The 12,700-nt window shown below is 44.9% G+C and carries 10 protein-coding genes and 1 other annotated feature; of the genes, 9 read left to right on the top strand and 1 reads right to left on the bottom strand.

Annotation, left to right across the window (positions count from 1 at the left end):
* Positions 1-17: 17 nt before the first annotated feature.
* The 3 genes from hemL to cotN all read left to right on the top strand — a co-directional run bounded on the left by hemL (position 18) and on the right by cotN (position 4,555).
* Positions 18-1,310 (top strand): glutamate-1-semialdehyde 2,1-aminomutase, encoded by a 1,293-nt coding sequence (hemL, locus tag NSU16_RS13695; RefSeq protein ID WP_168748375.1) that lies wholly within the window; start codon positions 18-20, stop codon positions 1,308-1,310.
* Positions 1,311-1,445: 135 nt separating this feature from the next.
* Positions 1,446-3,497: a LysM peptidoglycan-binding domain-containing protein gene (locus NSU16_RS13690; RefSeq protein ID WP_339191189.1), complete on the top strand. Its 2,052-nt coding sequence runs from the start codon at positions 1,446-1,448 to the stop codon at positions 3,495-3,497.
* Between the two features lie 32 nt (positions 3,498-3,529).
* Positions 3,530-4,555: a spore coat protein CotN gene (cotN, locus tag NSU16_RS13685; RefSeq protein WP_168748373.1), complete on the top strand. Its 1,026-nt coding sequence runs from the start codon at positions 3,530-3,532 to the stop codon at positions 4,553-4,555.
* 19 nt (positions 4,556-4,574) lie between these two features.
* On the opposite strand, the gene NSU16_RS13680 is transcribed toward cotN, so the two are convergent.
* Positions 4,575-4,766 (bottom strand): hypothetical protein, encoded by a 192-nt coding sequence (locus NSU16_RS13680; RefSeq protein ID WP_010335171.1) that lies wholly within the window; start codon positions 4,764-4,766, stop codon positions 4,575-4,577.
* A gap of 166 nt (positions 4,767-4,932) precedes the next feature.
* Positions 4,933-5,154, top strand: a binding site (T-box leader).
* Positions 5,155-5,213: 59 nt separating this feature from the next.
* On the opposite strand from NSU16_RS13680, the gene valS reads away from it, so the two are divergent.
* From valS to radC, 6 genes are all read left to right on the top strand, one after another.
* Positions 5,214-7,856 (top strand): valine--tRNA ligase, encoded by a 2,643-nt coding sequence (gene valS / locus NSU16_RS13675; protein ID WP_010335170.1) that lies wholly within the window; start codon positions 5,214-5,216, stop codon positions 7,854-7,856.
* Between the two features lie 59 nt (positions 7,857-7,915).
* Positions 7,916-9,208 carry a folylpolyglutamate synthase/dihydrofolate synthase family protein gene (locus tag NSU16_RS13670; protein WP_339191188.1) on the top strand — a complete coding sequence of 431 codons (1,293 nt, stop codon included), beginning with the start codon at positions 7,916-7,918 and terminating at the stop codon, positions 9,206-9,208.
* Positions 9,209-9,348: 140 nt separating this feature from the next.
* The gene (locus NSU16_RS13665; RefSeq protein WP_168748370.1) at positions 9,349-10,095 is read left to right on the top strand and encodes an A24 family peptidase; all 747 of its coding nucleotides are present in this window, start codon (positions 9,349-9,351) and stop codon (positions 10,093-10,095) included.
* A 132-nt stretch (positions 10,096-10,227) separates the two neighbouring features.
* On the top strand, positions 10,228-11,226 hold the full coding sequence (locus NSU16_RS13660) for an SPOR domain-containing protein (protein ID WP_339191185.1): 999 nt from the start codon (positions 10,228-10,230) through the stop codon (positions 11,224-11,226).
* A gap of 150 nt (positions 11,227-11,376) precedes the next feature.
* Complete coding sequence (locus tag NSU16_RS13655) at positions 11,377-11,946, top strand: Maf family nucleotide pyrophosphatase (RefSeq protein ID WP_010335166.1); 570 nt, start codon at positions 11,377-11,379, stop codon at positions 11,944-11,946.
* A gap of 36 nt (positions 11,947-11,982) precedes the next feature.
* A complete protein-coding gene (radC, locus tag NSU16_RS13650; protein ID WP_326196290.1) occupies positions 11,983-12,678 on the top strand; it encodes a DNA repair protein RadC in 696 nt (231 codons plus the stop codon).
* The last annotated feature ends 22 nt before the right edge of the window (positions 12,679-12,700 follow it).

Genomic DNA, 12,700 nt, shown 5'->3' with positions numbered 1-12,700 from the left:
GACAGGAGTTGAGGCAGATGAGAAGCTATGAAAAATCAAAAACGGCTTTTAAAGAAGCGCAAAAACTCATGCCGGGCGGTGTAAACAGCCCCGTTCGCGCCTTTAAATCGGTAGACATGGACCCGATTTTTATGGAGCGCGGAAAAGGCTCTAAAATCTATGATATTGATGGAAATGAGTATATTGATTACGTCTTGTCATGGGGGCCTTTAATTTTAGGACACACAAATGACCGTGTTGTAGAGAGCCTTAAAAAAGTGGCTGAATACGGGACAAGCTTCGGGGCTCCGACTGAGGTGGAAAATGAATTGGCGAAGCTCGTCATTGATCGAGTGCCGTCAATAGAAATTGTACGGATGGTCAGCTCGGGAACCGAGGCGACCATGAGCGCGCTTCGTTTGGCAAGAGGATATACAGGCCGCAATAAGATTTTGAAATTTGAGGGCTGCTACCATGGACACGGAGATTCTCTGCTGATTAAAGCGGGTTCAGGAGTGGCAACACTCGGTCTGCCTGACAGCCCGGGCGTACCTGAAGGCATTGCGAAAAACACCATCACTGTTCCGTACAATGATTTAGAAAGTGTAAAGCTTGCATTCCAACAGTTTGGTGAAGATATTGCAGGCGTCATCGTAGAACCGGTTGCCGGAAACATGGGTGTGGTTCCGCCGCAAGAAGGCTTCCTGCAAGGGCTGCGGGATATTACTGAACAGTACGGCACGCTGCTGATTTTTGATGAAGTCATGACTGGCTTCCGGGTCGATTACAGCTGCGCACAAGGTTATTTCGGTGTAACGCCTGATCTGACTTGCTTAGGAAAAGTGATCGGGGGCGGACTTCCTGTCGGCGCTTATGGCGGTAAAGCTGAAATTATGGAGCAAATTGCTCCAAGCGGTCCGATTTACCAGGCAGGTACGCTGTCAGGCAACCCGCTTGCAATGACGGCTGGACTCGAAACATTAAAGCAGCTCACGCCTGAATCATACAAGACCTTTATGAAAAAAGGCGACAGACTGGAAGAAGGCATTTCAAAAGCGGCAGAGGCGCACGGTATTCCGCATACCTTTAACCGCGCAGGTTCAATGATCGGTTTCTTCTTTACAAATGAACCTGTCATCAATTATGAAACAGCCAAAGCATCAGATTTGAAGCTGTTTGCCAAGTATTATAAAGGAATGGCAAATGAAGGTGTGTTCCTTCCGCCATCTCAATTCGAAGGACTCTTCCTCTCGACGGCGCATACTGATGAGGATATTGAAAAAACAATTCAGGCAGCTGAGAACGTATTCGCTGAGATCAGCCGCGGATAAGTACTATCAAAACCGGTATCAAGGATTTCCTTGTACCGGTTTTTTCTGTGCATCCTCATTCATATTTTCTCCAATTCATACATACACCTTTAGTGACATCTAATTTTAAGGATTAGATGAAAGGAGGATATGAACTTGCCGCAAAATCATCGATTGCAATTTTCTGTAGAAGAAACGATCTGTTTCCAAAAAGGACAGGAAGTTTCTGAACTGCTTTCCATTTCATTAGATCCTGATATTAGGGTTCAGGAAGTGAATGATTACGTTTCAATCAGAGGATCGCTTGAACTTACAGGTGAGTACAACATAGATCAAAGCAAAAATGCTGAAGAGTTTTATACTGATAAGCGGTTTGTCGAGGAGGTCAGAACGAGAGAGGATGGAACAGCGGAACTGACTCATTGTTTCCCTGTCGATATTACCATCCCGAAAAACAAAGTCAGTCATTTACATGAAGTTTTTGTGTTTATTGATGCATTTGACTATCAACTAACAAACTCGCGCATCCTTACGATCCAAGCTGATCTAGCAATAGAAGGCCTTCTTGATGACACAGCGAACAGGGAGCCGGATATTCCTCTCTATGAAGCTCCTAGTGAAGGTTTTTCTGAGCCGCCAGAGTTTCTAGTCTCAGAAGCGGAGCCATTTGCTTTAGAAGCAGAGAACAGCGAAGATAGTAAGACGGAAGAAGCGCCAGCCGAGGTGCCAGAGCTTCATATCTCGGAAGCGGGGTTTCGTGAAGAGCAGGAAAATGAAGAGGAAGAAGCTGAGCAATCAAAGCCATCTGCTTTGGAGGACAGCGAAGAAATAAAAGCGAATGAAGCGCCAGCCGAGGCGCCAGAGCTTCATTTCTCGGAAGCGAGGCTTCGTGAAGAGCAGAAAAATGAAGAGGAAGAAGCTGAGCAATCAAAGCCATCTGCTTTGGAGGACAGCGAAGAAATAAAAGCGAATGAAGCGCCAGAGCTTCATGTCTCGGAAGCGAGGCTTCGTGAAGAGCAGGAACATGAAGAGGAAGAAGCTGAGCGGTCAGAGCCATTTGCTTTAGAGGTGGACAGCGAAGATATAAAGACGGAAGAAGCGCCAGCCGAGGCGCCAGAGCTTCATTTCTCGGAAGCGAGGCTTCGTGAAGAGCAGGCGAATGAAGAGAAAGAAACTGTACGATCAGAATCACCTGCTTTAGAAGCAGAGGGCAGCGAAGATATAAATGCGGCAGAAGCGAAGCAGCCGGAGCTCATTCTTTCAGAGGCAGGGCTTCGTGAGGAAGTGGAGACAATAGAAGCAGCAAAGGCTGCTTCAGGAAGAGAGATCCGCAAAAAAGCAGAGACGGAAGAAGAGCAGGCTGAACTGTCAGAACCGCTTGTTTTAGAGACGGAAAAATCACCTGCTGCAGAGGCTGAGCGTGGAGAAGAAAAAATAGAACAGCGAGATTCTCCTATTCTTGAGCATGCTCGGCGTCAAGAATCACAAGAAACAGAATCGGAGCTATCGGATCACATCGAGCCTGCACTCCGACAGGATGCAGAACAACTGGAGGAAGTCCGGGAAACTGTACCTGAAAACGTTGTTTCTTTAGAAGAAGAAAGCAGAGAGCAGGAGAAAGTGCCAGCTGCACTTTTAAAGGAAGAAGCAGCAGCTCCAACCCTGCATTTTAATCAAAAGATAAGTGCTGAAGAGGAATCTCAGGAAGAAGAGATCACTCCGGCCTATCGTACCTTCCTGCCGGAACAAGATTCAGAAGAGCATTCCTTCTATTCAGCGCCTAAGCTGCTGGAGGAAGAAGAGCAGAAGGAAGAAAGCTTTGAAATTGAAGTGAGAAAAACACCTTCACCTGAAGAACCTGAGGAAGAGACGTCTTTTCATTCTTACCAGCTGCCTGACACTTCCGACCTTGAAAGGAAGGAAACAGATGCTGTTGCTAGGGATGTTCCTGCTGCTCAAACGAAGGAACCTGAAACAAAGGAAAATCATAATTCTCTTTATTTAACAAAACTCTTTACGAGAGAAGAGGATGAGTTTTCTAGAATGAAAATATGTATTGTTCAGCAGGAAGATACCATTGAACGTTTATGCGAACGGTACGACATTACCTCCCAGCAGCTGATCAGGATGAATTCTTTGGCGCTGGATGATGAATTGAAAGCAGGGCAGATTCTTTATATCCCTCAATACAAAAGCAGCCATGCGTAAGCCGTAAGCGATCGGAAAATGTGGTGAATGGAATGGAAGATGTCCAATCGGTTCTTCAGGAATACGGACTGACGGCTCAATTTATTGAGCCAGTCAGTCCTCGTGTGTGGAAAGTGTATTCAGATTATGGGGTATTTGCGCTGAAAAAAATGAAATCGGTTCGCGGCAGACATTTTACAGATCAAATGGTGGCAATTGAGGAAAAAGGCTTTCATTCCTTTGTTCCTATTTACAGAACAAATGGGGGGGAGTTTTTCTCCGGGGGCGTACAAACGGGAGACTCCTATTACTTAATGCCTTGGCTCCAATTTGACCAAGAGGAAGAGCGGGATCAGAAACATGGCTATCTATTTAGAGAAACAGCCCGCCTCCACGAAAGAACTGCGCAAGAAATCAAGGTCAGGCGTGAAGACATTGAACGCCACTATGAACAAACGAGAAAAAAGTGGGAAAATGAAAAGATCATTTATGAACAGTTTGTAGACAGAGCGGAGAAAGAATGGTACCTTTCTCCCTTTGAACTGCAGGCTGTAACCTATTTTTCAGAAACCATTTCCGCTGTAAACTTTGCGCTTGAGCGGATTAAGGACTGGTATGAAGCGGCAAAAGAAAAAGGCACCTCAAGGGTTGTCATTAACCATGGCAGCCTGTCTATTCACCATTTTCTGTACAATGATGCAGGAACCGGATATTTTACGAATTTTGAGAGAGCGTCTGTGGGGCCGCCGCAAAACGACTTGCTCGGCTTTTATACACGAATGTTCAGCGGTTTTCCAAAAGCTTGTCCTGAGTGTGTCGATTGGTTTTATGCATATACGAAAGCATTTCCTCTGCATGAGGCTGAAATCAGTCTTTTTCTCAGTTACATGGCTTATCCGGCAGCGGTGTACAAAGTGCTGAACCGCTATCAGACCGGGAAAAGGCGCCGTGAAAAAGATGAATGTACACACTTATTAAAGGCATACTGGCAAATGAAAAATATAGAGCCGTTTGTGATGAAAATTCATCAAATTGAACAAGAGAAAAAATTTCAGGCGGAAAACGAGTCCACGTCTTAATTGGCGCGGACTTGTTTGTTTATATCCATTCCAAATGAAGCGCACAGGCTAAAAAAATCAATAGTGCGAGCAGCAAGACATCAAAGGTTGTCGGAAAGAAAATGGTTCTGATACCCTGGAAAATCGTTATCGGAATAATCACTTGCGCGGATACAAGCCGAATTTGCCTGACCCACGGCGGCAGGGAATAAGAGCTGAAACGTTTCTTCACGGTGCATCCTCCTCTACGCATTTACAAGCATCATATGTATACTTGGTCAATAGGTGCCTGCCCATCTTGTATAAGAAGCAGTATTTTTGGAAAAGATGATTGACGAATCAAAAACACTTTTACTATAATAAAGAACATAAATAAAGAATATAATGAGCTGATAGATACACCTGCTTAGAACGGGAAGAGTACAAGAAAGACGCATGCAGAGAGAGAAGCCGCTTGCTGAAAGGCTTCTTATGTTGTTTGATTGGAAGGTCGCCCGGGAGCACAATTTCTTGAAAGAAGAGTAGAGAAATTCGGGAGACCCCCGTTATCCGTTGAAGCGCATGAACTGAAAAGGTTCATGAAAAAAGGTGGTACCGCGAAAGAGCTTTTCGTCCTTTTCCCAAGGATGAAGGGCTCTTTTTTCGTTCTCAGCCATTTTACACATGCTGGAGGGTTATGATGGAAACGAATGAACAAACAATGCCGACAAAATATGATCCGGCTGCGGTTGAAAAAGACCGATATGATTTTTGGCTAAAAGGTAAGTTTTTTGAAGCGGGCAGTGACCAGACAAAAGAGCCATATTCTGTTGTCATTCCGCCGCCAAATGTAACAGGAAGGCTTCACCTTGGCCACGCGTGGGATACAACGCTGCAAGACATTGTAACAAGAATGAAACGCATGCAGGGCTATGATGTGCTGTGGCTTCCGGGTATGGACCACGCCGGTATCGCGACACAGGCTAAAGTTGAAGCGAAACTTCGTGAAGAAGGCACAAGCCGCTACGATTTAGGCCGTGAGAAATTCCTTGAAGAAACGTGGAAGTGGAAGGAAGAATATGCTGACTTCATTCGCAGCCAGTGGGCGAAATTAGGGCTTGGCCTAGATTATTCCCGTGAGCGCTTTACGCTTGATGAAGGCTTAAACCGAGCGGTTCGTGAAGTATTCGTTAAACTTTATGAAAAAGGCTTGATCTACAGAGGCGAATACATTATAAACTGGGACCCTGCAACAAAAACAGCTTTATCCGACATTGAGGTCATTTACAAGGACGTTCAAGGCGCATTCTATCACATGAGCTATCCGCTTGCTGACGGATCAGGTTCAATTGAAATCGCGACGACACGTCCAGAAACGATGCTTGGTGATTCAGCCGTTGCGGTACACCCTGAGGATGAGCGCTACAAGCACCTGATCGGGAAAACGGTTATTCTGCCTATCACAAATCGTGAAATACCGATTGTCGGCGATGACTACGTTGATATGGAATTTGGTTCAGGTGCAGTGAAAATTACGCCTGCCCATGATCCGAACGACTTCGAGCTTGGCAACCGTCATAACTTAGAGCGCATTCTTGTCATGAATGAAGACGGCACGATGAATGAAAATGCGCTGCAATATCAAGGCATGGATCGCTTCGAATGCCGCAAAAAGCTCGTTAAAGATTTACAGGAGGCAGGCGTTCTCTTCAAAATCGAGGATCACCTGCACTCTGTCGGGCATAGTGAACGAAGCGGAGCAGTTGTTGAACCGTACCTTTCTACCCAATGGTTTGTGCGCATGCAGCCGCTTGCTGATGCAGCAATAGAATTGCAAGAGAAAGAAGAAAAAGTCAACTTTGTTCCTGACCGCTTCGAAAAAACGTATTTGCATTGGATGGAAAATATCCGCGACTGGTGTATTTCCCGTCAATTATGGTGGGGCCACCGCATTCCTGCCTGGTATCATAAAGAAACCGGCGAGCTATATGTCGGTCTTGAAGCGCCAGATGACAGCGAAAATTGGGAGCAGGATACAGACGTGCTGGATACTTGGTTCAGTTCTGCGCTCTGGCCGTTCTCCACTATGGGCTGGCCTGATCTGACAGCTGAAGATTTTAAACGCTATTATCCGACTGACGTTCTTGTTACAGGCTACGACATCATTTTCTTCTGGGTGTCACGCATGATTTTCCAAGGAATTGAATTTACTGGAGAACGTCCGTTTAAAGATGTTTTAATCCATGGTTTAATCCGTGATGAGCAGGGCAGAAAAATGAGTAAATCTCTTGGCAACGGTGTCGATCCGATGGACGTGATTGACAAGTACGGAGCCGATTCCCTTCGCTATTTCCTGGCGACTGGAAGCTCTCCTGGCCAAGATCTTCGCTTCAGCTATGAAAAAGTGGAATCAACTTGGAATTTCGCCAATAAAATTTGGAACGCTTCTCGTTTTGCGTTAATGAACATGGACGGCATGACATATGATGAGCTTGATCTTTCAGGTGAGAAATCAGTAGCTGACAAGTGGATTTTAACGCGTTTAAATGAAACGATCGAAAGTGTGACACAGCTCGCTGATAAATATGAATTTGGTGAAGTCGGCCGCCATTTATATAACTTTATTTGGGACGATTTCTGTGATTGGTATATTGAAATGGCGAAGCTTCCTCTATACGGAGAAGATGAAGCGGCTAAGAAAACAACCCGTTCCATCCTTGCTTATGTTCTGGATCAAACGATGCGCCTGCTCCATCCGTTTATGCCATTCTTAACGGAGGAAATTTGGCAGCACCTGCCTCACCAAGGAGAATCCATTACTGTGAGCACATGGCCTGTTGTTGTGCCTGAGCATACAGACACTGAAGCTGCTGCTGACATGAAGCTTCTCGTTGAACTGATCCGTTCAGTGCGTAATATCCGCAGCGAAGTAAACACACCGATGAGCAAGCAAGTTGAACTGTACATTAAAGCGAGCACGGACGAGGTCGCAGCCCGTCTCGAAGCAAACCGTTCATATGTAGAACGCTTTACAAATCCGAGCGTGCTGAAAATCGGTACAGATATCGAGGCAGTTGATAAAGCAATGACGGCAGTTGTCACAGGTGCAGAGGTTATACTTCCGCTTGAAGGTTTAATTAATATCGATGAAGAAATAGCCCGACTGCAAAAAGAATTCGATAAGCTGACGAAAGAAGTCGAACGTGTTCAAAAGAAACTTGGAAACGAAGGATTTATAAAAAAAGCGCCTGCGCACGTAATTGATGAAGAGCGTGAGAAAGAGAAAGATTACGTGGCGAAGCGTGACGCTGTTCAAAAACGAATGGCTGAGCTTAAGGGCTAATGAAAAGCCGAGGCGGTTTCTTGAGAAACCGCCTTGTCTTATAAAAGAGGGGATTATCATTGTTTAATGCATATGAACAAGCGCGCAGCTGGATTCACAGCCGTCTAAAATTCGGAGTGAAGCCCGGTCTTGATCGAATGAAGCAGCTGATGGAGCGATTGGACCATCCTGAAAAGAAAATCCGCGCGCTCCACGTGGCGGGAACAAACGGCAAAGGATCAACTGTTGCTTTTATCCGTTCTATGCTGCAAGAAGCGGGATACACTGTCGGTACGTTTACGTCGCCTTATATCATTACATTTAATGAGCGCATCAGCGTAAACGGCACACCTATTACAGACGAGGAGTGGGTCACACTCGTCAATCAGGTGAAACCGATCGTTGAAGAGCTTGACCAAACTGAACACGGTCAGCCGACAGAATTTGAAATTATGACGGCTTGTGCATTTTTATATTTTGCAGCGTATCATCAGGTCGATTTTGTTATTTTTGAAACAGGTCTCGGCGGAAGGTACGATTCTACTAATGTTGTCGAACCGCTTTTAACTGCCATCACAAGCATCGGTCACGACCATATGAACATTTTAGGAAACACCATTGCAGAAATCGCAGGAGAAAAAGCCGGGATTATTAAAGATGGCATTCCGATGGTGACAGCCGTTACCCAGCCGGAAGCCTTACAGGTAATCCGACATGAAGCTGAACGAAAATCTGCTCCTTTTCAGTCATTGCATGATACATGCAGGATTTATAATGAAGAGGCTCTTCCAGCGGGAGAACAATTTTCTTTTAAAACAGGAGAAAAGTGTTATGCAGATATTCGAACATCTCTCATCGGCACGCATCAAAGACAAAATGCGGCTTTGTCCATTTTGGCTGCCGAGTGGCTTAACAGGGAAAACATTGCTGAAATTAGTGATGCTGCTATAAGAAGCGGGCTCGTAAAGGCTGCTTGGCCGGGCAGATTAGAGTTGGTTCAGGAACATCCGCCGGTATACTTAGACGGCGCCCATAATGAAGAAGGGATCGATAAGCTGACTGAAACAATGAAGCAGCGTTTCCCGGATTCCGACATTTGTGTGGTGTTCAGCGCGTTAAAGGACAAGCCGTATCATGACATGATTAAGAAACTGGAAACCATCGCGCACTCGATTCATTTTGCTTCTTTTGATTTTCCGCGTGCTTCACTTGCGAAAGACCTGTATGATGCTAGTGAAATCGGCAGCAAAAGCTGGAGTGAAGATCCGGAGCAAGTGATCAAATTAATAGAAAGCAAAAAAGGCTCAAATAATATCGTGCTCATTACGGGATCACTATATTTTATTTCTGACATTCGAAAAAGAATGCTGTAATGACTTTGTCCCGGCAGAATCAATAATGATATTCTGCCGGGATTTTTTCTGTCAAAATCTAAAATTGCTTATTATAGTTCAATATACTAACCGTGCTACAATCCATAGCATAATCTAATGAGAGTAAAGGTGTGTTGTCTATGATTCCGATTCTTTTTGTCCTCGGCCTTATCCTCGGTTCATTTTATTACACGGCAGGATGCCGTATCCCCTTACACATGTCCATCATAAACCCTCGTTCGGCATGTTCTTTTTGCCGGAGAACCTTAACCCCGGCAGAATTAATCCCTGTTTTATCTTTTGCTCTGCTAAAAGGCAGATGCAAAAGCTGCGGCCAAAAGCTCTCTCTTATGTATCCAGCGGCAGAGCTCTCGACAGCGTGTTTATTTGCAGCCGCGGGATTTCGTTTTGGTTTGTCTTGGGAACTGATTGTTGCGTTGCTGTTTCTTTCTCTTCTTATCATTGTTTCTGTGACAGATATTCACTTTATGCTGATTCCAAATCGCATATTGCTATTCTTTCTTCCCTTTCTGGCGGCTGGCAGAATCATTTCTCCGCTTTATTCATGGTATGAAGGCTTCATAGGTGCGGCTGCCGGTTTTCTTTTGCTGGCTTTTATTGCCGTCATCACTCATGGAGGAATAGGGGGAGGGGATATTAAATTACTTGCCGTCATCGGCCTTGTGCTTGGTGTGAAAATGCTTGCTGCCGCGTTTTTCTTTTCCGTACTTATAGGAGCATTGTACGGAACTGCCGCTGTACTGTTCGGAAGGCTGGGCAGAAAACAGCCAATTCCCTTTGCACCGGCAATTGCGGCAGGAAGCATTTTCGCTTATTTATACGGTGACTCTATCATTTCCTTTTATGTCAAAATGGCGTTAGGGTGACCGATGAAAAATTTGACGAACGTTTTTTGGACAAGGCGACAAAAGTCTTGTTCTTTTTTTTTTCGCCTGTGCTAAAGTGTGTAGCATGAAAAGCCACAAGAACGGTCACACAAATGAAGGGAGGAAGCAAAATTGAAAAAAAGGAAGCAAAAAAAAATCAGTAAAGCGGAAGAAAAAGCCCTTAAGGTGACGATTAATGGAAAAGAAGAAACAGTTTACGAGCAGGAGATACCGAAGACAGAGCAAGAAAAAAACATGACATTTTCAAATTGGGAGGAAAAGAGAAAGGCGGAGCAGGAGGTTGCAGCCTCCCATGAACATCCTGATGAAGATGAATTTAACTGGGATTCAGAGGAGGATAAGGTGTTTAAAGATGATCCCAAAGTTGTTCCGCCCTATCAAAAGAAAAAATCGAAGCTCTATTCAAAAGGAAAGACAGGGACGGCCAAACCGGTAAAAAGAGTGGCGGCAACGATTGCCTTTGCAGCGGTTTTAGGCACCGGCTTAGGGTTATTTGCATTAAATATATCAGGCAATAAAGAAGCGTCGGCGCCAGCCTCTTTAGATGCCTCTTTAGGCAGCCAGACGGCAAAAGCAGGAGATACAGCTGCGGAGAAACAAAGCACCGCCGGAGAAAAACAAGCGGCACAAACGGAAGGTACATATAAAACATATGCAGTGCAAGCAGGAAAGTTTTCAAATGAAAAGGGTGCAGAGACGTTAACTGAACAGCTGACTGAAAAAGGATATTCCGCCGTTTCCCTGTCAAAGGATGACGGGTACACGTATGTCATCGCGGGCCTGGCAAGTGATAAGGCTGTATCACAGCAGGTAGGGCAGCTTTTAATCGACAGCGATTTTGAAGCATGGGGGGGCAAGGAACTATCCTTATCAATAGAGTCGGATATGACAGGTCCTTTCAAGAAAACAGCGGAGCTCTCAGCGAAGGCGATCTTGGGAGAAGATATTACAAAAGCGAGTGTTGAAAAAATAAAAAATTCGCTCGGTAAAACAGAAGCAGCTGAAACGGGAGAGAAAAAAGCAATTTTGCAGGCGTTAAAGGAATTAGAGGACCCAAGTGCTGAAGCCGGATGGAAGGCTCAGCAGCAGCTTTTAGCCGTAATTAAATAATAGAAAGTGCCTGAGCCTTCGTCCTTAGTGACAGGCTTTTTTTATTTTGTCATGAAAAAGTTATTTTTCTGAAATTGTGGCGAGCCTCGTGATTTGGTAGGATAAATGAGTATCTTTTTTTCTTAAGCAAACCCTGAAAGGATGACGAACATGGCTAAGCCGCTTATACTTGCATCACAATCTCCGCGAAGAAAAGAACTCCTCGATCTGCTTCAGATTCCCTACACCATTATTGTCAGTGAAGTAGAGGAAAAATTAAATCGAAACTTTTCACCTGAAGAAAACGTCCAATGGTTGGCAAAACAAAAAGCTAAGGCTGTGGCCGATCTCAATCCGGGCGCAATTGTAATCGGTGCTGATACAATGGTATGTCTTGACGGTGAGTGCCTCGGCAAACCGCAAGATCAAGAAGAAGCCGCTGCTATGCTCCGCAGGCTTTCCGGCCGGAGTCATACCGTGATAACCGCTGTCAGTATTCAAACCGCAAATCACAGCGAAACGTTCTATGACAAGACAGAAGTTGTGTTTTGGCCCCTCAGTGAAGAAGATATTTGGACTTATATTGAAACAAAAGAGCCGATGGATAAAGCAGGTGCTTACGGCATCCAAGGAAAAGGCGCACTTTTTGTAAAGAAAATAGACGGAGATTATTATTCAGTCGTAGGGCTCCCTATATCAAAAACAATGAGAGTTCTGAAGGATTTTGATGTAGAAGCCTGACGGTTTTATAAACGGGAAGGGAAAGAAAAGGAGGGCTTGATCATACACGATCTGCCATTTAAACTCAAAGATTTCCCAAAGAAAGAAAAGCCTAGAGAACGGCTGCTGAAAGTCGGAGCCGAGAACTTAGCAAACAACGAACTTTTGGCTATTTTATTGCGGACAGGCACAAAGAACGAATCTGTTATGAACCTTTCAAACCGGCTTCTGCGTTCGTTTGACGGGCTGCGCCTGCTGAAAGAAGCTTCAGTTGAGGAACTGTCCAGCATCCCGGGAATCGGTCTGGTGAAGGCTGTGCAAATACTGGCAGCAATTGAACTGGGAAGCCGTATTCATAAATTAGCCAATGAAGAACATTTTGTAATCCGCTCCCCGGAAGACGGCGCAAATCTGGTCATGGAGGATATGCGCTTTTTGACCCAGGAGCATTTTGTCTGTTTATATTTAAATACAAAAAACCAAGTCATCCATAAACGCACTGTTTTTATCGGAAGTCTGAATTCATCCATTGTCCACCCCCGGGAGGTTTTTAAAGAAGCGTTCAAACGATCTGCCGCTTCCTTTATTTGTATCCATAATCATCCTTCGGGGGATCCGACGCCGAGCAGGGAAGATATTGAAGTGACAAGACGGCTGTTTGAATGCGGAAACCTGATTGGCATCGAGCTGCTTGACCATTTGGTGATTGGCGACAAAAAATTTGTGAGTTTAAAGGAAAAAGGATATTTGTAACACTTTTTTTTTCGTCGAATTA

Origin of the sequence: Bacillus sp. FSL K6-1003, from assembly GCF_037964945.1 — a bacterium.
Taxonomy (GTDB): domain Bacteria; phylum Bacillota; class Bacilli; order Bacillales; family Bacillaceae; genus Bacillus; species Bacillus mojavensis.
This window is presented reverse-complemented; position numbering and strand designations above follow the sequence as displayed.

Coding starts and splice junctions, on each gene's coding strand:
- valS (WP_010335170.1), top strand. CDS start 5,214: ATGGAAACGAATGAACAAACAATGCCGACAAAATATGATCCGGCTGCG.
- NSU16_RS13655 (WP_010335166.1), top strand. CDS start 11,377: ATGGCTAAGCCGCTTATACTTGCATCACAATCTCCGCGAAGAAAAGAA.
- cotN (WP_168748373.1), top strand. CDS start 3,530: ATGGAAGATGTCCAATCGGTTCTTCAGGAATACGGACTGACGGCTCAA.
- NSU16_RS13665 (WP_168748370.1), top strand. CDS start 9,349: ATGATTCCGATTCTTTTTGTCCTCGGCCTTATCCTCGGTTCATTTTAT.
- hemL (WP_168748375.1), top strand. CDS start 18: ATGAGAAGCTATGAAAAATCAAAAACGGCTTTTAAAGAAGCGCAAAAA.